This is a genomic window from Pseudoalteromonas phenolica (assembly GCF_005886345.1).
Classification (GTDB): domain Bacteria; phylum Pseudomonadota; class Gammaproteobacteria; order Enterobacterales; family Alteromonadaceae; genus Pseudoalteromonas; species Pseudoalteromonas phenolica_A.
In genome coordinates this window covers 110,767-131,677 of the sequence record NZ_PNEC01000013.1, presented here as the reverse complement: position 1 = coordinate 131,677, position 20,911 = coordinate 110,767, and the positions used below count along the sequence as shown (strand labels likewise).

13 protein-coding genes are annotated in these 20,911 nt (G+C 36.4%); 9 read left to right on the top strand and 4 right to left on the bottom strand.

Translation table 11 applies throughout. The features are described from left to right. Positions 1 to 2 precede the first annotated feature (2 nt). The 7 genes from CWB72_RS07045 to asd all read left to right on the top strand — a co-directional run bounded on the left by CWB72_RS07045 (position 3) and on the right by asd (position 8,889). Positions 3 to 530: a MotA/TolQ/ExbB proton channel family protein gene (locus CWB72_RS07045; RefSeq protein ID WP_058032524.1), complete on the top strand. Its 528-nt coding sequence runs from the start codon at positions 3 to 5 to the stop codon at positions 528 to 530. Positions 531 to 550: 20 nt separating this feature from the next. After that, positions 551 to 961 carry an ExbD/TolR family protein gene (locus CWB72_RS07040; RefSeq protein ID WP_058032525.1) on the top strand — a complete coding sequence of 137 codons (411 nt, stop codon included), beginning with the start codon at positions 551 to 553 and terminating at the stop codon, positions 959 to 961. An 8-nt stretch (positions 962 to 969) separates the two neighbouring features. Then, complete coding sequence (locus CWB72_RS07035; protein WP_138630202.1) at positions 970 to 1,575, top strand: energy transducer TonB; 606 nt, start codon at positions 970 to 972, stop codon at positions 1,573 to 1,575. 27 nt (positions 1,576 to 1,602) lie between these two features. Next, the gene (locus CWB72_RS07030; protein WP_138630200.1) at positions 1,603 to 2,904 is read left to right on the top strand and encodes a tetratricopeptide repeat protein; all 1,302 of its coding nucleotides are present in this window, start codon (positions 1,603 to 1,605) and stop codon (positions 2,902 to 2,904) included. A gap of 216 nt (positions 2,905 to 3,120) precedes the next feature. Beyond that, entirely contained in the window at positions 3,121 to 4,776 is a 1,656-nt protein-coding gene (locus CWB72_RS07025) for a hypothetical protein (protein WP_138630198.1), read from the top strand. A 75-nt stretch (positions 4,777 to 4,851) separates the two neighbouring features. Continuing rightward, positions 4,852 to 7,566 (top strand): TonB-dependent receptor plug domain-containing protein, encoded by a 2,715-nt coding sequence (locus CWB72_RS07020; protein WP_138630196.1) that lies wholly within the window; start codon positions 4,852 to 4,854, stop codon positions 7,564 to 7,566. 213 nt (positions 7,567 to 7,779) lie between these two features. Next, a complete protein-coding gene (gene asd, locus CWB72_RS07015; RefSeq protein WP_138566542.1) occupies positions 7,780 to 8,889 on the top strand; it encodes an aspartate-semialdehyde dehydrogenase in 1,110 nt (369 codons plus the stop codon). Here the strand turns inward: asd and CWB72_RS07010 are convergent. Further along, a complete protein-coding gene (locus CWB72_RS07010; RefSeq protein ID WP_138630194.1) occupies positions 8,886 to 9,392 on the bottom strand; it encodes a DUF4240 domain-containing protein in 507 nt (168 codons plus the stop codon). The two genes, asd and CWB72_RS07010, sit on opposite strands and share 4 nt — an antisense overlap. Before the next feature lie 191 nt (positions 9,393 to 9,583). Between CWB72_RS07010 and CWB72_RS07005 the strand changes: the two genes are divergently transcribed. Further along, positions 9,584 to 10,795, top strand: coding sequence for a tyrosine-type recombinase/integrase (locus CWB72_RS07005; protein ID WP_138630192.1), 1,212 nt, complete (start codon positions 9,584 to 9,586; stop codon positions 10,793 to 10,795). Positions 10,796 to 10,860: 65 nt separating this feature from the next. On the opposite strand, the gene ydiJ is transcribed toward CWB72_RS07005, so the two are convergent. Further along, complete coding sequence (gene ydiJ, locus CWB72_RS07000; RefSeq protein ID WP_138630191.1) at positions 10,861 to 13,896, bottom strand: D-2-hydroxyglutarate dehydrogenase YdiJ; 3,036 nt, start codon at positions 13,894 to 13,896, stop codon at positions 10,861 to 10,863. A 367-nt stretch (positions 13,897 to 14,263) separates the two neighbouring features. Further along, positions 14,264 to 16,642 (bottom strand): phosphoenolpyruvate synthase, encoded by a 2,379-nt coding sequence (gene ppsA, locus CWB72_RS06990; protein WP_138630189.1) that lies wholly within the window; start codon positions 16,640 to 16,642, stop codon positions 14,264 to 14,266. Positions 16,643 to 16,781: 139 nt separating this feature from the next. On the opposite strand from ppsA, the gene ppsR reads away from it, so the two are divergent. Then, positions 16,782 to 17,591 (top strand): posphoenolpyruvate synthetase regulatory kinase/phosphorylase PpsR, encoded by an 810-nt coding sequence (gene ppsR, locus CWB72_RS06985; RefSeq protein WP_130254786.1) that lies wholly within the window; start codon positions 16,782 to 16,784, stop codon positions 17,589 to 17,591. 106 nt (positions 17,592 to 17,697) lie between these two features. On the opposite strand, the gene CWB72_RS06980 is transcribed toward ppsR, so the two are convergent. Then, positions 17,698 to 19,047 (bottom strand): class II 3-deoxy-7-phosphoheptulonate synthase, encoded by a 1,350-nt coding sequence (locus CWB72_RS06980; RefSeq protein WP_138630187.1) that lies wholly within the window; start codon positions 19,045 to 19,047, stop codon positions 17,698 to 17,700. Positions 19,048 to 20,911 lie beyond the last annotated feature (1,864 nt).

Below are 20,911 nucleotides of genomic sequence, written 5' to 3'. Positions count from 1 at the left end.
ACGTGGTTTTATTGCTAGATGCAATTAACGCACTACGCAGCTTTCTAGATACAGGTGGCCAGGTACTCCTGGTCATCGGTGTCCTTATCTTCGCAATGTGGTTACTTATTTTAGAGCGCTTTATTTATCTATTCGGTCTATACCGTCAACAGCGCAAAGAGGTAATCGCTAGCTGGAAAGCACGTTCAGAGCGTAATAGCTGGAATGCGGAACAAATTAAACAAGCTCAGATTTCACGTATTGGGATTAAGTTAAATACAAACCTGCCATACATTGGTGTCATGGTTGCTTTATGTCCTTTATTGGGTCTGTTAGGCACAGTAACAGGCATGATTGAGGTATTCAACGTAATGGCCATCACAGGCACAGGTAGCGCTCGTTCAATGGCTGCGGGTGTGTCTAAAGCCACTATTCCAACCATGGCCGGTATGGTCGGTGCACTTTCAGGTGTATTTGCTGTGACATTTTTACAGCGCAAAGCGAAACGTGAAGTTGAGTTGTTAGAAGATAAATTGTTGCTAGATCACTAAGTAACACGAGGTAAAGAATTATGAGAGCACCATTAGCAAAAGTTTTTCAAGAAGAAGAAGCAGAAGAAATCAACATGACGCCAATGCTTGATGTTGTATTCATCATGCTAATTTTCTTCATCGTTACAGCTTCTTTCGTAAAAGAAGCGGGTATAGATGTCAACCGCCCAGAGGCTGCAACTGCAGTTAAAAAGCAGCGTGCAAATATCTTAGTTGCGATTTCTGATAAAGGTGAAATTTGGATTAATAAACGTCAAATTGATATTCGTGCTGTACAGGCGAACATCGAACGACTAAAAGCGGAGAATCCTCAGGGTAGTGTAGTTATTCAGGCAGATAAAAAAGCCACAACAGAGTTGTTAATCAAGGTAATGGATGCTTCACGCGCTGCGGGTGCGTTTGATGTATCGATTGCTGCACAGGAATCATAGGAGCAAAGATGCGTTATTTAACCGCTTTACTGATTGCCGCTACGATCACCTTTTTCCTATTTTTAGGGATGCAGGCTTTGATCCAAAGCGGTGAAGGCGTGATGACTGATCCAGCAAAGGGGCAAGTACTTGACTTTGTAAGGTTAAAGAAAGAAGAAACTGTACAAAAGAAAGAGCGAAAGCCACAAAAGCCACCGACACCTAAAGAGCCACCTCCACCTATGGAAGCACCTCAAATGCAGGCAAACAATTTAGATGCTGCAGGCGCTGATTTCGACTTCAGTGCAGATGTTCAGGCTGATGTAGATTTAGGCGGTGGTTTGGCACTAGAGTCAAGCGATGGTGAGTATCTTCCAATTGTAAAAGTAGCACCTGTATACCCTAGACGTGCACTTTCACGTGGCATTGAAGGTTATGTCATTGTTGAGTTCATTGTGACTAAACAAGGCACAGTCAGAGAGCCTAAGGTGATTACAGCAGAGCCTCAAAGTATTTTTGATAGAGCTGCTTTAGATGCTGCGCTGAAATTTAAATACAAACCGCGTGTTGTAAACGGCGAAGCGGTTGAAGTGGCCGGTGTTCAAAACAAAATCTCTTTCCAAATTAATGGTTAGGTTTTGTGAGTGTTGCGAGGAAATATAATGAATATTAGAAAGTTAACTTTAACCGTTAGTATTGTTTTATCAGCGTCTGTTTTGCCAAGTTTGTTATCGGTTACTCCCTTAACTGGTATTAATACAGTCTATGCTGAAACTAAAACTAAGCGAGTACCGGCACTTAGAAACAAAGTGTACAGCCAATTAGCGAGAGCTCAAAAACTGGCTGATGAAGGTAATGTTCAAGAAGGGCTAGAAGCCTTAGATAATATTAAAGCCAGATCAAGTAGCATGAATGCTTATGAAGTTGCAATGATGTATAACTTCTATGGCTTTATTTACTATAACGAAAATCAGTTAGATAAGGCGATTGAATCATTTGAGAAAGTGATTTCAGAAGAACAAATTCCTGAATCTTTGAGGCAATCTACTACTTTTAGTTTGGCCCAGCTTGCTATGGCTAACAATGATTATACGAAAGTAATCACTTATCTTGATAAGTGGAAAAGTGGTAATACTAAGCCGATTGCAAATAGCTATTATGTCTTACGAGCCAACGCGCATTACTTACAAAAACAGTACGACCAAGCTTTAGAGAGCATAAACGTAGCGATTAATTTATCTGAAAGTAAAAATGAGCTGCCAAAGGAGAACTGGCTAGTTTTACAACGTGCGCTTTACTACTCACTAAACAAACCTGAGCAAGTTGTCGTTGTACTAGAAAAAATGGTTAAGATTTTTAACAAACCTGAGTATTGGGTGCAACTTGGTGGTATGTACGGGGAAGTGGGAGAAAGTAAAAAGCAACTGGCAATACTTGAGGCTGCCAAGCAGCAAGGCTTTATTCAATCTAAAAACGAAATAATGCAGTTGGCTCAAGTCTATATGTATAACGGTTTGAACTTTAAAGCTGCTGAGGCTTTGAAGCAAGGAATTGCAAACGGGAAGATTGAAGACTCCGCAAAGAACCAGGCTTTCATAGCTGAAGCTTTTGTGCAAGCAAAGGAAGATGAAAAGTCTATTCCTCATTTTAAAAAGGCAACAAGCAAAGTGAAGCATGGTAATTATGCTCAAAGGTTAGCTGAGGTGTATTTAAATCTAGAAAGATTTGAGGACGCAGCTGATTATGCCAGAGAAGCCCTTGATAAAGGCGATTTAAATTTTGAATCCAACGCATATGTTGCACTTGGTATGGCACAATATAACTTAGAGAATTTTGATGCTTCCATTATTGCTTTTGAGCAGGCTGAAAAACACAAAAAATCAGCTAGATTAGCCAAACAATGGATTAAGTTTGTTGAGAAAGAAAAACTACATTCAGAAAGTTTAAAAAAAGCACTTTTATAGTATAAAAAATCGCAACACCAAAGCCGCGTTCAGTATAGCTGGAGCGGCTTTTTCTATTTTATAATACAACATAATATTTATTGCCCTTAATCAAACTGTATTAATACTGTCATTTAACTTTATATTTTATGTAACCCAACAGTAACAAATCTCCATTACTTTATGCACCAAGCTTTTTTGCGCTTATAACGACTTATTATAATTTTGGAGATTAAAATGAAACTTTCTGGGTTTTTTAAAGCTAGCTTAATTACTTCTGCACTTGTACTTGCTGGTTGTGGCGGCGGTGATATCAACGTAACACCAACAACAAATGATAACCGTGTTGATAACTCAACAAGCAATGTTACGAACAATACAGGTTCAGATAACTCAGGAAATAATGGTGGCGGTACTACAACACCTCCAACCACTGCAATTGAATGTGCGTCATACACAATGGATGGTGTTGATTTTAAGGGTAAGCCAGATGACGCAAATAAAAATTGTGTTTATAGCCAAGCATTCGCAAGTAACGCAAAAGATATAACTGCTTCTTTCTTAATCCCTGCTTTACCAGATGGCGGTGCACACATTTTTGAAGGTGAACTATTCATCGGTGCAGATGTAGACACATCAAAAGGCGGCGTTATTGATGTTAACGGTCCTACTCTAACAATCGAAGCGGGTGTAAACATTGCCTTTACTAAGCCAGAAAGCTTTATCCGTATTGCACGTGGTGCAAACATAGAAGCAATTGGTGAGATTGATAAGCCTATCGTATTTACAAGTATCAGCGACATTGACGGTGATGATTCAACGACTGCACAAATTGGTGACTGGGGCGGTATTCAAATTAACGGTATGGGCCAATCAATTCGTTGTGCTAAAGCTGATGCTGAAGCTGGCCAGTGTAACCATAAAGCAGAAGGTATCGTTTCTTACTACGGTGGTAATGATGCAGCTGACGACAGCGGTACGTTAAAGCATGTTGTTATCAAATACGCTGGTTACGAAGTAACACCAGATAATGAACTAAATGGTCTAACGCTTAACGCAGTTGGTTCAGGTACTGAGATTGAATACATCCATGTACACAATGGTGCTGATGATGGTATCGAGTTATTCGGTGGCTCTGTAGATATTAAGCACATTGTAATCACTGAATCAGTAGATGATGGTATTGACTGGGATGAGGGTTGGAAAGGTAATGGCCAGTTCATTTTAGTTCATTCAAAAGAACATGGTAACCACGGTTTTGAAACTGATGGTGCTAAGAAAGCACCAAGTGCAGATTCTGAATTAGTAACTTCTGTTTCTTTCCCAACTATTGCAAACGCAACTGTTGTTACTAATGGTAAGGTTGATGCTGAAGCACGTAAGAACACTGGTGCTGGTATGGAAATGAAAGAGTGGGGCAAAGCGAAATTAGTAAATATGCTATTTGTTAACTCTTCTACTCAATCTGGTGCAGGTTGTTTCGACCTATTTAATGATAGAGACCAATCACATGAAGCGGGTGTTCACGCAAACGCGAAAGCTGGTGACATTTCGTTCTCAAACTCTATCTTCGCTTGTGGTTTAAACTTCGAAGAAATTAACACTGAACTTACTGGTGAATTAGCAGGTTTTGACATCGAGCAGTGGTTCTTAGCAGGTGAAATGAACAAGCTTATCGGCTTTGCCGATTTCTCAAATGTAATCGCTGAAGATGGTGTAACAACGAAAGGCACAATTACTGATAAAGATGGTAATGCGGTTGCAATCGAGTCTGCAAAATTAAATGCAGATAACTCATTCTTTGACGATGTTGCATTTATCGGTGCAATCGGTGAAGGTGCTAGTGACGAGTGGGTTGAGTTTGTAAAAGCGTCAATGGCACGTAAAAACTAATCTAAACCACGAAATAAACTGATAGGGCGCACTTTTGCGCCCTTGTTGAATCAATTTGGTTTAGAGGAATTAAAAATGAAACCAATAAAGCAATTTAAGGCAAATCTAATTACCTTATCTTTACTTTCTTTATTGGCACCAGCATCACAAGTCTTCGCTGCAGATGAAACTGCTCAAGAAATTGAAGAAGTTGTTGCTGTTGGTAGTCGTCTTAAAGGAAGTGCAAGCGCTGTTATTGAAGAACGTAAAAATCAAGCGTTCGTTGCAGATATCATGGGTTCTGAACAAATTTCTAGAACTGGTGATAGTGATGCTGCATCTGCACTTCGTCGTGTAACAGGTTTAAGCTTAGTAAACGATAAATTTATCTATGTGCGTGGCTTGGGTGAACGTTATTCAAGTGTACGTTTAAATGGTGCAATTGTACCAAGTCCTGATTTGACTCGTAATGTTATCCCACTCGATATTTTCCCTTCTAGTATTATTGAATCACTTGCAGTACAAAAAGCCTACTCACCAGATATGCCAGCTGCATTTGGTGGTGGTGATGTAAATATTCGTACTAAAAGTATCCCATCAGATCGTGTTTTTAAAATCGAAGTTGGTGGAGCATACAAAGATACTAATGATACAGGCCTTGTTTATAATGGCAGTGATGATGACTGGTTAGGGAAAGACGACGGTCTTCGCCAAATGCCAGCAGAAATCCAAATGGCATTAAATACCTATATAAACGGTTTATCTGATTTATCTGTTCGTAATATTCGTCAAGTTGAATCTAAAACGCAGGGTTCAGACATAGGTCAAGAAGCCGCAATTGCGCTTAATAAAGGTTTAATTAAAGCTTTACCACGTGATTTCGGTATGGTCGAAAAAAGTATTGACCCTGACTTCGGTGCAAAAGTTGTGTTTGGTGATCGTTTCGATGATCTATTTGGTTTTGGTGGACAACTAGGTTTCTTAACTTCTGTTGCCTATGATAATGAGTGGTCTAATAGCACAGAGTTCAACTCGGTTTTGGCAACAAAAGACACTGAGGAACTAGAGTGTAGTAAAGATACTTTCACTTGTTATTCTGCAAAAGAAGAAAAGCAGACTACCAAGAACAACATTAAACTAAATGCCTCATTAAATGTTGGTTACAAACTTGATGGACACGATATTAATGCAGGTTACATGATGCTGCGTGACACTGAGAATGAAGCGTCATATGCAATGTATCAAGAACCATCAAAGTCATTAAGTATAGAAAGTGGACAAGTTACACGTAAAAACCTGACTTCTTTTGAACAACGTGAGCTTGAAATTCTTCAGCTAAGAGGTACTCATAATTTAACTTGGTCATTACTTGATGGTGTCGGTGTAGATTGGCACTACACAGATTCAACCGCAACGACTGATATTCCAAGTGAATTAGAAGTATCTGTACGTGATTTATACGTAAATGGTCAATACTCAGAAACAGTTTATACGGGAAGTTCAGGCGGTAATCCTTATTTATACCGTTACGTAGCGATGGAAGATGAAGTAGAGAACTTTGGTTGGAACGCAAGTAAAGCTTTTTACTTTGATAGCTCTGAGTTAGAGCTTAAAGGTGGTGCTTTCTTTGTCGATAAAACGCGTGATTACCGAACTGATTTCTTAAAATATCGCTTTGGTCAAAATGAAAGCCTTTCACTTGCAGACACGCCTTCTCAAGCTTTAGGCATAGGTTCTTATTTCAGAGTTGATTCAACTGTCGATATGACTGATGTTGAGCTTCTTTTCCAAGAGCCAGCTGCTGATGACTATTTAGCTGCTCAGAAAATAGATGCTTATTTTGGTAGCTTTGATTATCTAATGGGCGAAAAGTGGCGCTTCTCTGGTGGTGTTCGTTATGAAGATTTCCGTCAGGTAGCTCTGGCATATTCTCGCTCAATTTTTGATCCAGCATTGCTTGCAGACAAACTTAGCGAAGAAGCTATTCAACAAGCGAGTGTGATGGAAGACGATTATTTTGGTTCATTCTCTGTCACATATAGCGAAAAGTCTTATCAATTGCGATTTGGTTATGGTCAAACTATTGTTCGTCCAGACTTGCGTGAATTAACACCAGTTCAGTACCAAGACCCATTAACAGATTATCGTACACTCGGTAATCCAACGCTTGAATCAAGTTACTTAGATAACTTTGATTTCAGAGCTGAGTTTTATATGGAAAATGGTGACAATTATTCAATCGGCGCCTTCTATAAAGACATAGATAAACCAATTGAAGCATTGTTAACAGAAGCGGATGGTCGTTTCACTCTAGAGTTCGACAATGCTGATACAGCTTTTGTTTATGGTATTGAAGCTGAGTGGTTGCTTGAATTATCTGCTGATGCACTAGGTGGTGCTATATTTACATCAGGTAACGTAACTTTAAGTGATTCTGAAGTTGAAATATTAGAAGCAGACAAGGGAGACCTGACAAATCTCAAGCGTAGAATGACAGGTCATTCTAAGTATGTAGCTAACTTCCAACTTAACTATGATTCACATAATGGTAATCATCAGGCATCAGTAATTTATAATGTATTTGGCGATCGTATTTTAGCGGCAGGTGTTAATGATTTTGATGATGCTTACGAGCAGCCGATCAATTCATTAGACCTAGTTTATAGTTATTATCCGAACTTTAATACAACAGTTACTTTTAAAGTGAAGAATCTATTAGGTCAGAACTTTGAAGTACAGCAAAATAACGTTGTGATCCGTGAGAAAGAAATGGCTCAACAGATCAGCTTAGATGTTTCAATGGAATTCTAATCTGAACTAAAAAGTATCAGTAAGCCCACCAAAGTGAGTGGGCTTTTTTTTAAATTCATCGAGAACACATCTTACTGATTACATTAAAAGTAAGACAGATGAAAGTTTTTAAATTTAACAAGATAAAGCTAGTGCTATTTGTTGATTTTTGTTAGTTTTAGACGTCTAGACTCACGCAATGAATCTAAATAATTTGATACAAGGTAAAAGACTATGAATAAAGTAGGACTCGTTGGTTGGCGTGGTATGGTTGGCTCCGTATTAATGGAGCGTATGCAGCAAGAAAGTGATTTTGATAAGATTGAAGCGCATTTTTTTACAACTTCTCAAACTGGTCAATTAGGGCCCGATTTTGCTGGTACTCCAAAACCATTACTCAATGCAAATGATGTCTCTGCTTTGTCTGAAATGGACATCATTATTTCTTGCCAAGGTGGTGATTATACAAAATCAGTTTATCCTCATTTAAGAGAATCAGGCTGGGCTGGTTTTTGGATCGATGCTGCTTCTGCACTAAGAATGGAAAGCGACAGTATAATTGTTTTAGATCCAGTCAATAATGATGTGATTAAGCAAGGTTTAGAGCAGGGCGTTAAGACTTTTGTTGGTGGTAATTGTACTGTTTCTTTGATGTTGTTAGCACTTGGTGGTCTATTCGAACGTGACTTAATTGAATGGGTTTCTCCAATGACTTACCAAGCAGCTTCTGGTGCTGGTGCGCGTAATATGCGTGAATTAATCACGCAAATGGGTGAAATTAATTCAGAAGTTAAAGCACTGTTAGATGATCCAAGTTCAGCAATTCTTGAAATAGATAAGCTGGTTGCTGAGAAAATAAAATCTGACTCTCTTCCTAAAGATCAATTTGGTGTACCTTTAGCTGGAAGCTTAATTCCGTGGATTGATGTGCCAATGGATTCTGGTCAATCAAAAGAAGAGTGGAAAGCGCAAGTTGAAGCAAATAAAATTTTAGGTTCAAGTCGCTCACCAATTCCAATTGATGGATTATGTGTAAGAATAGGTGCAATGCGTTGTCATTCACAAGCAATGACCATTAAATTAAGAGAAGACTTAAGCGTCGAAGAGATCGAAAGCATTCTTGCAACTCATAATGAATGGGTTCGTGTTATTCCAAATGATAGAGATATTACAGCAGAAGAATTAACACCAGTAAAAGTAACTGGCACATTAGATATACCAGTCGGACGTATTAGAAAACTAACGATGGGTCCGAAATATATTAGTGCATTTACTGTGGGTGATCAGCTACTTTGGGGAGCAGCTGAACCATTAAGAAGAATGTTAAGAATTATTATAGATTAATTCTTTTTCCAAAATTTATTAAATAAATTCGGATAGCACTCTTTAAGGGATTTAGGTTTGTTTTTAAACCTTTTTCCCTTAGGTTGAAAGTTAACTACTTGATGATATGGGAGTTCTTTACCAGTTAAATCTTCAAATAATAAACCAGGTACCAAATCAAATTCATCAATATATGGGTAAGGTAAACTGTCTTTTATTGGGTAATTATAATCGAACAGGTCATCAGGTTTACTAGTAAGTTTTATATTAAATTCTTTTCCTTGTACTAAACACCAATTACAAAAATCCAAAAAATCATATTCTGTATTACAACCACATATAATAAATGCGACTGCCCAATAATCCCAATGCCAAAGTTTCTTAAGCTTTTCTGTATAAATTGCATCAAAAACTTCGATATCATTGCTTGTTAATTTAGCTAAAGTGGATTTCAGTGATTCATTTGGTTCCTCTGGAGATTGATTTACTTTTTCTAAAATTTCCCAAAAGGTTTGTTCATTCATTTTTATAGGCCAACTAGTAAGTGAAGACAAATTTTACCATTTAACTCAACTATAGTTAATTTCTTATAATTTACGTTATGTTAAATTATAATGTTTATATATTTAAGAGCACTTTGGGTTAAAAACTTTAGTTTACATAGCCTCTCTAAATCTCTAAACTATGTCCAATACTAACCAATATCGGACTTAAAATGATTTTCCCGTTAGTTGATACTGTTAAGCAATTAAGATATATGATTGCGCATGTTGAAGATGCTACTCTTAAAACTGAATATCCACAGTTAGAATCTAAAATTACAGCGTTAAACTCTAAACATGATTTTATAATTTCAGATTATGAATTTTTATTAAAGTTTTTATATGTTTACGGAAGAAAATCTGAAGCCACATTTAATCGTTTTCGAAATGAAATTGAACGACTCTATCTATGGTCTTGGTATTTTACAAAATCATCAGTTTTCAATTTAAAGCGCGAAGACATAGAGGCCTACGTTGATTTCATGGTAAAACCTGAAAAAGCTTGGTCAACAAATTCTGTACAATGGCGGTTTAAAGACAAAGACGGCGTAAAATACATTAATGAAAAATGGCGTCCTTTTATAGAAAAAGAAAATGGTGTCAGTCAACAAACGCTTGCAGCCATGTTTACTGCGCTAAATGTATTTTATAAATTTGCACAATTAGAAGAAAAATCAGCTTTTAACTATGTGCCTGTAGTGAAAAAAAATTCTCCATATTTAGTTGTGCAATCTCAAATCAATATACCTGATACTTTAAGTGATCTTCAATGGGAATATGTCTTCGGTGTTACAAAAGATAAATGTGAAAAAGAGCCGAAATTTGAAAGGAATTTATTCACCTTAGCTTGTTTGAAAGGTTTATATCTTAGAATTTCAGAATTATCAGACAGGCCTCAATGGTCACCAGTTATGAGTCATTTTTGGCAAGATTCAGATAATTATTGGTTTTTGCGTGTAATGGGTAAAGGTAACAAACTAAGAGATGTCACTCTGAGCGAAGAATTTTTAGAGTATTTAAAAAGATACCGTATTCATAGAGGATTCGAAGCTTTACCTCGTGCAGATGATCCATCCCCTATCCTTCATAAATTACGCGGCCAAGGTGGTATGAATGTCAGGCAGATCAGGAGAATTGTTCAAGAAAGTTTTGATCTTGCAATCGAAAAATTGGACAAAGATGGATTCGATGATGAATCAGAGCAACTTAAAGCAGCTACATCTCATTGGCTTCGCCATACTGGTGCAACGCATGATGCAAAACATCGACCACTGAAACATTTATCTGAAGATCTTGGGCATTCAAAAATTGCCACTACTGACCAAATTTATATTCAAACAAATGTGTCAGATCGTGCCAAGTCAGGTTCTAAGCGAACTTTGTAATAGCTAATATTTAATTATGTTAAATTTAAAGTGGTTGAAATAAATCAACCACATTGTTCATATACTTAAAGTTTAGAAGCAATAAATTCAATTGGATGAAGTGGCTTTTTACCTTCAAATCGTTTAACTTGTGAGCGGCATGAAAAACCGGTCGACAAAATAGTCTCTATTTGTTCATTTTCTATCTTCTTTTTCCAAGAAGATTCATACAATAACTTAGACTTTTCATAATTTTGCTTTTCATGTCCATATGTGCCCGCCATACCACAACAACCAGTTGTAGGTGTGTTTAATTCCAAACCTATCTGAGAAAAAATATTTTTCCAAATTTTTGATGCTGACGGCATTGCTGTTGTTTCTGTACAGTGTGACAATAAAGTAAAGCTATTTTTACTGTTTATTTTTAGCCCGCTAAAATCAAATGATTCGAACAACTCATGTGCAAGTTTAACTTCAAAACGACCTCTATCTTCAGAGTTTAAAATTGTTTTATATTCGTCTCTATATACCATTACTAAAGACGCATCTAAACCAATCATAGGAATGTTTAATTCTGCAACTTGATTCAGAAACTGGCTTGAATTTTTTGCAGTCGTTTTAAATTCTTTAAGAAAACCTTTAACGTGTTGAGGTTTGCCATTTGGAACAAACGGCAGAACAAAAACGTTTTTTCCTAATGCTTCGATAAGTTTAATCGTTGCTGCAACAAGTTCTGCTTCATAGAAACTAGTAAACGGATCTTGTACGATTAAAACTGAATTATTTTTTTCAGATTCAGAAAGTAAATTAACTTTTTCGAAATCAAATTTGTTTTTCGTTTTTATGCGTTCAGATATTGTAGGTACACTCAAGTTAGGTGTATCTACGTAGCCAATTATATTATTAATGAATTGTTTTCCAGGGAAATTGTTTACAATAAAATTATTTAGCCTAGGAAATTTAGCCATAAGTGGCGCAGTTGCTTCAACATTTCCTACGAGCAAATCTTTAGCTGGTCGTAAATAAATACTGTGATAGAAATTTAAGAATCGTGATCTAAATGTAGGAACATCTACTTTAATTGGGCATGCTGAAGAACATGCTTTACAAGCCAAGCATTCATCCATCGCTTCTTTGACTTCATGGTTAAAGTCATAATTATTCGAACCAGAGTTTCGGTACCTTTCCCACCAGGTAGTATCATTTTCTTTATTAATTAACTGTTTTTCAACTTCGAGTAGATTAACGCCCTGCTCTTCTTGAATTCTTAACCACTCTCTAAATAATGATGCTCGCCCTTTTGGTGAATGTCGTCTATCTTTGGTAACTTTATAAGATGGACACATTGGTGTGTCATCATCATAATTAAAACACAGTCCATTACCATTACAATTCATCGCATTTTCAAAACTGTCTTTAACAGTGACATCTATTTTGCGATCAAACCAACTTCTTTTTTGTCCATCAACTGAAACAAGTGAGTTTTTACTTTCTATTGGCGTGCAAATTTTTCCAGGGTTTAGTCTATTATTTTTATCGAAAACTGCTTTTATTTTTCTAAGTTCGTTAAAAAGTTTTTCACCAAAAAATTCAGGACCATATTCACTGCGATAGCCCTTACCATGCTCGCCCCACATCAAACCATTATATTTAGCTGTAAGTGATACGACTTGATCAGAGATTTTTCTAAGTAGCTTTTCTTGCTCAGGATCACACATATCGAGTGCTGGCCTAACATGTAATACACCTGCATCAACATGACCGAACATTCCATAATGAAGATTATGGCTATCAAGCAATGATCTAAATTCCGAGATGAAGTCTGCTAAATTTTCAGGTGGAACGGCTGTATCTTCAGCGAAAGCGAGAGGCTTTTGTTTTCCTTTTGTATTACCAAGTAAACCAACAGCTTTTTTACGCATAGCATAAATTTTAAGAATTTCAGATTTGTCATTTGTTAGTTGATAACCGATAACACCCGCTTGTTTATTTTCGATAAGTGCGTCAAGTTTGTCACAAAGATTTTTAATTTTGTCATCCATTTCATTTTCGGTTTCTCCATTGAATTCAACCATGTTTAAACCCAACATTTCTTTGTTAGGTACATCTTGAATAAGGTCTGAAACTGAATGCCAGATAATATCTTCTTTTGCTAGATTAAGAACTTTACTATCTACGGTTTCTACTGATGTTGCTTCTGCATCAACTAAAAATGGTGAATTACGAAGTGCAGAATCAAAACTATCATATTTTATATTTATTAAAGTTTTAAATGGTGCAATAGGTGTAATATTAAGTTTTGCTTCTGTAACTACCGCAAGTGAGCCCTCACTTCCAGTTATTACTCTTGATAAATCAAATGTAGATAAATCGTTATTGAAAACATTTTCTAAATCGTAACCAGTTAAAAAACGATTGAGTCTTGGGAATTTCTGTAGAATTAATTCTCTGTTATTTTCGCAAGAAGTTAGTACTTGCTTATATACAGATGACGTACTTGCTTGTTGTTCTGCTAATAACTCAGCTTGTTCTTTAGTAATTTTACTTGTGTTTAATTCGGTGCCATCTACCAAGTATGATTTTAAGCCTAAAACATGATCACTGGTTTTACCATATACTAACGAACCTTGGCCAGAAGCATCGGTATTTATCATGCCGCCTATTGTCGCTCTATTACTCGTTGATAAATCTGGAGCGAAGAAATATCCATAGGGTCTTAAAAAATCATTTAACTGATCTTTAATCACACCTGCTTGAACTTTGACCCATTTTTCTTCCTCATTTATTTCTATAATTTCACGCATATGTCGTGATAAATCTAGAATAATGCCGGGTGTAAGTGATTGCCCATTAGTGCCTGTGCCTCCACCTCTTGGTCCAAATGTTAAAGACAAAAATGGATCTTGGTTGGCTGTTTGAAGTGCTATTTGTATATCTTTATTTGATTTAGGAAAAACGACAGCTTGAGGGACTTCTTGATAAATACTGTTATCAGTTGAATTAACAATACGTGTTGCATAACTGGTATCAAGATCACCAGTAAAACCTGAACTTTTAAGCTTATCTATATAGCTATTGATTAATTCATTTGCGTTATCTTGTTGAGAAATTTGAGCAATCATGACGGTTTTCACTTATTACTTATGACTCTATTGTATCACGGTAGAATGTTAAGAAAATTGAGTTTTATATTCTTTGTTACAGTTAGAAACAGAAAATTATATTTAACTTGTTATTATTTAATACAGGAGGCTGTTATGAAGAAATTTCTTACTTTGAGTTTAGGTTGTCTATTTGTAATATTAGCAATAATCTTTTTTGTTGTGCCTGGTCCTTCAATCATATTTGGTTTGGCTGCTCTAATGTGTTTTTCTTTTTATTACCCTAAAGCTAGAATCTATTTGAAGAAATTACAGCGAATTTTTAGAAATGTTTGTTACAGATTAGACAAAGTAAAATGAAAAAAGCCGGCAATTGCCGGCTTTTCAATTAGTTTGCTTTAAGTTTATCTGCTAAATACAACCAAGTTTCTAACACTGTATCAGGATTCAAAGATACAGAATCAATACCTTGTTCAACAAGCCAGGCAGCAAAATCTTCATGATCTGAAGGACCTTGGCCGCAGATACCAACATATTTACCTTTGGCTTTAGCAGTTTGAATAGCCATAGATAAAAGCTTCTTAATTGCAGGATTTCTTTCATCGAATAGGTGTGCGATTAAACCAGAATCACGGTCAAGACCTAATGTTAACTGAGTTAAATCGTTAGAACCAATAGAGAAACCGTCGAAGTATTCTAGGAACTCTTCTGCAAGTAATGCATTTGATGGTAATTCACACATCATGATTACTTTTAAGCCATTTTCACCACGTTTTAAGCCATGCTCTTCAAGTAATTGTATTACTTGAGCTGCTTCTTCTAATGTACGAACAAATGGTATCATGATCTCAACATTCGTTAAGTCCATGCCATTTCTTACACGTTTAATAGCTTCACATTCTAGAGCAAAACATTCACGGAAATCTTCAGAAATATAACGAGACGCGCCGCGGAAACCAATCATTGGGTTTTCTTCTTCCGGCTCATATTGCTGACCGCCGACCAAGTTCGCATATTCATTTGACTTGAAGTCTGACATACGAACAATGACGCGCTCTGGCGCAAATGCTGAACCTAAAGTTGCAATACCTTCAACTAGTTTCTCGATATAGAATTCAACTGGAGAAGCATAACCTGCGATCATTTCTTTGATTTCAGCTTGTAAATCAGCTGGTTGAGTATCAAAGTTGATTAAAGCTTTAGGGTGAATACCAATCATTCGGTTGATAATAAACTCTAAGCGTGCAAGACCAATACCAGCATGTGGTAATTTAGCAAAGTCGAACGCACGGTCTGGATTACCAACATTCATCATAATTTTCATTGGTAAATCAGGCATAGAGTCAATTTCAGAAGTAATTACTTCATAATCAAGCTTGCCTTCGTAGATATAGCCTGTATCACCTTCAGCACAAGAAACTGTTACTTCTTGGTTATTAGTGATTAAGTCTGTTGCGTTACCACAACCAACTACAGCTGGAATGCCAAGTTCACGAGCAATGATTGCTGCGTGACATGTACGACCACCACGGTTTGTAACGATCGCAGCTGCACGTTTCATGATTGGTTCCCAATCTGGATCTGTCATATCAGTAACTAATACATCACCAACTTGAACTTTGTCCATCTCGTCGATTGAGTTAAGAACTCTTACAACGCCAGAACCAATTTTGTGACCAATAGCACGACCTTCTGCAATAACATTAGATTGTGCTTTAAGTTGGAAACGCTCCATCACATTTGCGTCTTCATTCGAGCGCACTGTTTCTGGACGTGCTTGAACGATATAAAGTTTACCGTCATTACCATCTTTAGCCCATTCGATATCCATCGGACGGCCATAATGTTTTTCAATAATTACAGCTTGCTTTGCTAGTTCTTGTACTTCTTCATCTGTAATTGAAAAACGATTTGATAATTCAGGCTCCATATCAACAATTTCAACTTGCTTACCATGTGATTCATCACTTGAATAAACCATTTGAATTGCTTTAGAACCTAAGTTTCTTCTAACTACAGAAGGTTTACCTTTGGCCAAAGTTGGTTTATGAACATAAAATTCATCAGGGTTTACAGCACCCTGCACAACCATTTCACCAAGACCATAGCTTGATGTTACAAATACTACATCTTCAAAACCTGATTCAGTATCGATACTGAACATTACACCTGAAGATGCTTTGTCTGAACGAACCATGCGTTGTATACCTGCCGATAGCGCAACGCCACGGTGGTCATAACCTTGGTGCACACGATAAGAAATTGCACGATCATTGAATAACGATGCAAATACGTGTTTGATTGCAACCATGACAGCGTCAATACCACGAACATTTAAGAATGTTTCTTGTTGACCAGCAAACGAAGCGTCAGGCATATCTTCTGCAGTTGCAGATGAACGAACTGCGAAAGAAACATCTGCTGATGCATCACCATGGAGCGTGTTATATGCGTCGCGAATAGCTTTATCTAGTTCTGGTTGGAAAGGTGTATCGATGATCCATTGACGAATATCAGCACCCACTTTAGCTAGGGTGTTAACGTCATCAACGTCTAATGTGTCTAGGATTTTGTGAATTTTTTCGTTTAAGCCTGATTGCTCTAAAAATTCATTGAAGGCTTCGGCGGTTGTAGCGAATCCGCCTGGTACTTGTACACCAGCGTTTGCTAGGTTTGAAATCATTTCCCCAAGTGACGCATTTTTGCCACCCACTCGAGGTACATCTTGCATACCTAACTCTTGATACCAGAGAACGTAGTCTTGCACGGAACTGTCTCCATAAACAAATTGTAATAAATGTGAGAGATTGTTTGACCATAAGTATAGTCGAGTGCATTCTACACTGGCAAAGCTAGTCGCGTAAACCGCGATAAGGAAAATAAACAAATTTCATTAGGCTTATTTTATGAGAACTGCTTTTTATATTTCTGATGGTACAGCTATCACATCTGAAGTTTTTGGTCATGCGACCCTTTCACTTTTTCCTGTTGAATTTCAACACAAAACAATACCTTTTGTTGAAACAGTCGATAGAGCGCATGAAATTAAAGAGCTTATAAATAACACTGTTAGTGCAGATGGAGATAAGCCATTAGTATTTTTCACTTTTGTGAATCCAGAATTGTCCGATATTATTTCTTCGAGTAATGCTGTTTGTTATGACTTTTTAACATTAGCCAGCCATGTTCTTAAAAAAGAGCTAAAAACAGAACCTGTCCCTAGAATTCATAGAACTCACTCTATTCATGAGTCAAGTTATGATTTTAGGATTGACGCTGTTAACTATGCATTAGCCAATGATGATGGCGCAAATATAAAGAACTACGAAGAAGCTGATATTATTTTGGTTGGTGTGAGTCGTAGTGGTAAAACACCGACTAGTCTATATCTTGCGTTGCAGTATGGCATTAAAGCGGCGAATTACCCGATGACTGAAGACGATCTCGAAAAAGGCAATTACCCAAAATGTTTATTACCCTATAAAGACAAACTTTTTGGGTTAACGATAGATCCTGAAAGGCTGTCATTAATTAGACAAGAACGTATGGCCAACTCTAAATATGCGTCAATACGTCAATGCCGTATTGAGGTGAGAGAAGTTGAAATGTTATTTAAGAAGCATAAAACTCCTTACTTAAATTCTACGAAACACTCAGTAGAAGAGATTTCTGCAAAAATTATTTCTGAAGCGGGCTTAGTAAGGCGCAAGTATTAGGCTTTATAGCTGTACTAAAGAAATTTATAAACTTAAAAAAAAACAAACCCCACAACTTTATGTGGGGTTTATAAATTAGTGAACGTTTGCTCAATCAATAATCAATTTATTTTCTTGCATCTTTTAGTAAATCAGCAACTAAGAAACCAAGTTCTAATACTTGATCTGCATTAAGTCTCGGGTCACACTGTGTTCTGTATCTTTGGGCTAAATCTTCATCAGATAAACCATAAGCACCACCAGTACATTCTGTCACGTGTTGGCCGGTCATTTCTAAATGGACACCACCTGCGTAAGACCCTTCTGATTTGTGAACGGCAAAGAATTGGCTAATTTCACGTAAGATATTGTTAAAGCTTCGAGTTTTATAACCAGTAGTTGCTTTTTCTGTATTGCCGTGCATTGGGTCTGAAGACCAAATTACTTTACGACCTTCTTCTTGAACTTTTCTAACAAGTGCCGGAAGTTTTTCAGGCAGAATATCGGCTCCCATTCTTGTTATAAGTGTTAATCTACCAGGGATATTTTCTGGGTTTAAGGCATCTATTAATTCAATGAGTTCATCTGGCTTCATACCTGGACCAACTTTAACGCCAATTGGGTTTTTAATACCTCTGAAGAACTCAATATGTGCATGGTCTAGTTGTCGAGTTCGTTCACCTATCCATACAAAGTGCGATGAGCAGTCATACCAATCACCCGTTAGATGATCTCTACGTGTTAGCGCTTCTTCATAACCTAAAAGTAATGCTTCGTGCGATGTATAAAGCGACGTTTCTTTTAAACTAGGAGCTACAGATGAGTCAATTCCACATACTTCCATAAACTGAAGTGCGTCTTGAATTCTATCAGCTAACTGCTGAAACTTTTCTTTTAGCGGGTTCGCTGCAACGAAACTCATGTTCCAACGATTAACTTGATGTAAATCTGCTAAACCACCTTGTGCGAATGCTCTTAATAAATTTAATGTTGCTGCACTGTGGTGATAAGCAGTCATTAATCTGTTTGGATCAGGTATACGAGCTGATTCAGTAAATTCGAAGCTATTTACAATATCACCGCGGTATGATGGTAATGACAAACCATCAATGGTTTCATAATCTGAAGATCTTGGCTTAGCATACTGTCCAGCCATTCTTGCAATTTTAACTACAGGGCATTTTCCACCATAAGTTAATACTACTGCCATTTGAAGTAATGTTTTAAACGTATCTCGAATATTTGCGGCACTAAAATCAGAGAATGATTCAGCACAATCACCACCTTGAAGTAAGAAAGCCTTCCCTTCACAAACGTCAGCTAAATTTTTGTACAGACTTCTTGTTTCTTCAGCGAATACTAATGGTGGAGCAGAGTTAAGTTGTTTCTCTATCTGTTTTAACTGTGCCTGATCTGGATATTCAGGCTGCTGGACGATTGGAAAATCTCTCCAGCTATTTGGGTTCCAGTTGTTCATTCCTCATTCCTATATCTATTTTGAACATTAACAACTTACAACATTGCATTTATGAACTCAATAGAAAATAAAGCTCCTAAGAACACAACATACTTAAACGAGAAGTATGCGTAAACATTGAATTACAACTGGTTGGCAAGATATACGCCCACTATAAGTACACATCATAAGAGTAAATGCAAAACACATCAAGAAGACATCAAGAACACATCATACTAATAATGTGAAAGATGTATATACTGAACTGTAAAAATAATCAAAGAAAAGATTTTGCGTGCTGAAACTATATGAGATATTGCTTTACGATGTATTTTTCATAAGTTTGTATATAAAATTATGATAAAAAGAATAGGACGCCTTAGTGTCAAACCGTCATTATTAGAGTGGTTAAATCATTGAGTGTTGTCTTACCTCATAAATCCGGTTTTTATTTTTCTATAAGAAAATATTCTCCGCTCTTTCAGTCCCTGGCACTTTCTTAATCCAAAGCACTAATTTAATTCATTCAAAAGTTGATAAATTATGATTGGATTTCAGTAAAACTAAAACTCGAATACTCACTATTAGAAAATCAATTTGTAGCTACAACAATTTAGCCCGCTCATTCGAAGAATTTTGTAGAGTTTCAAGATAACAAATAGGTGTAATACCTCTAAGTTGATAATAAGGTCGATCATAACTATAAGTGACTAAGTACTTATCTGTAAATTCACATATTTCATGTATCTACTTGAACAAGTAAAGATCTTGCACTGTTTCTCAGTAACTTCTGTTACTTTAAAAAAACTATTTTGTTTAGTTTTATCATTTTTTTAAACTCAAACCTGATGTCATTTCCTATCGCCATAATTTAAGCATAGCTTAAGTAAATTCAGGACCATGAGCGATTCAGATTTTATGGTTTATACCCAAGCAATAAACTGTTTTATTTACCCAACCACTCTCTCAGCCGGTAATTTTGTAACAACTTCATTCGCTAATGCTTCTCAACTGAAGTCAATGAGTATTTTAATGTTTTAAAATTATGCGTTTTCTATAATACATTACTCATGAAGCCAAAAACGATGTGTCATTATTTTGCAGTGATGGTCTTAATCGTTTTTATATTTTAAATTGTGTTTTAGCCAGTTAAAAACTCTTTCAGCACGCTTTTAATTGTTATATTTCAAAATATTGCGAAGTATTATAAGAAGTTTGGGCTGCTACTAACCTTGATCACGTTCGAACAATTCTAACAATGCATCAATAATCCCATCATATTAAGTTCTTATGTTTGTATTAAAAAACTGACCTGCTAAAGCCTACAACTTCACAATAATATGCTAAGCTAAAATGAAATTGGGATCTAAAGTGTTCAATAAATTAAACTTTCAAACATCATATTTTTGAGCCTTCAATTTCTTCTTCAATATCTTTGTATCGTTTAACATCAAACGCTTCTAAGCCACCATATTTGATGGCCATTTATATAATGCCCTTTGACCAGGTACTGAATACCGGACACGACTTCTTTCATCATTCATACATTTTTTTCAATGGAAAATTCTACTTATGAACTGTTTCATTTTGGGGGGAGTTACAAACTTGTGGTAATTTTAAGTTTAGTAATTAAGCGATAGTAATTATCCATATCTTTTTTCATTATTATAAAAGTATCGAGGCCGTTGTTCTCATGGTTTGTCCTTCCTCCTATTATATTACGAGCAGCATGATTTCTTATTTTCTTTTTGAACAGATTTAATACTTTTTCACTAAAATAAGTAACTATGTTCTACTAATAATTTTCAGTTTAATTTAACATAATACAAAAACTACTTTAGGCCTTAATTTAAACACTATTAGACAATTAAGAGTCTTATGTGAT

What these genes read in the sequence shown, in the direction of transcription:
- CWB72_RS07030 (WP_138630200.1), top strand. Translation starts at nt 1,603, where the DNA reads ATGAATATTAGAAAGTTAACTTTAACCGTTAGTATTGTTTTATCAGCG.
- CWB72_RS07035 (WP_138630202.1), top strand. Translation starts at nt 970, where the DNA reads ATGCGTTATTTAACCGCTTTACTGATTGCCGCTACGATCACCTTTTTC.
- CWB72_RS07005 (WP_138630192.1), top strand. Translation starts at nt 9,584, where the DNA reads ATGATTTTCCCGTTAGTTGATACTGTTAAGCAATTAAGATATATGATT.
- ydiJ (WP_138630191.1), bottom strand. Translation starts at nt 13,896, where the DNA reads ATGATTGCTCAAATTTCTCAACAAGATAACGCAAATGAATTAATCAAT.
- CWB72_RS07020 (WP_138630196.1), top strand. Translation starts at nt 4,852, where the DNA reads ATGAAACCAATAAAGCAATTTAAGGCAAATCTAATTACCTTATCTTTA.
- CWB72_RS07010 (WP_138630194.1), bottom strand. Translation starts at nt 9,392, where the DNA reads ATGAATGAACAAACCTTTTGGGAAATTTTAGAAAAAGTAAATCAATCT.
- CWB72_RS07040 (WP_058032525.1), top strand. Translation starts at nt 551, where the DNA reads ATGAGAGCACCATTAGCAAAAGTTTTTCAAGAAGAAGAAGCAGAAGAA.
- CWB72_RS07025 (WP_138630198.1), top strand. Translation starts at nt 3,121, where the DNA reads ATGAAACTTTCTGGGTTTTTTAAAGCTAGCTTAATTACTTCTGCACTT.
- ppsR (WP_130254786.1), top strand. Translation starts at nt 16,782, where the DNA reads ATGAGAACTGCTTTTTATATTTCTGATGGTACAGCTATCACATCTGAA.
- CWB72_RS06980 (WP_138630187.1), bottom strand. Translation starts at nt 19,047, where the DNA reads ATGAACAACTGGAACCCAAATAGCTGGAGAGATTTTCCAATCGTCCAG.
- asd (WP_138566542.1), top strand. Translation starts at nt 7,780, where the DNA reads ATGAATAAAGTAGGACTCGTTGGTTGGCGTGGTATGGTTGGCTCCGTA.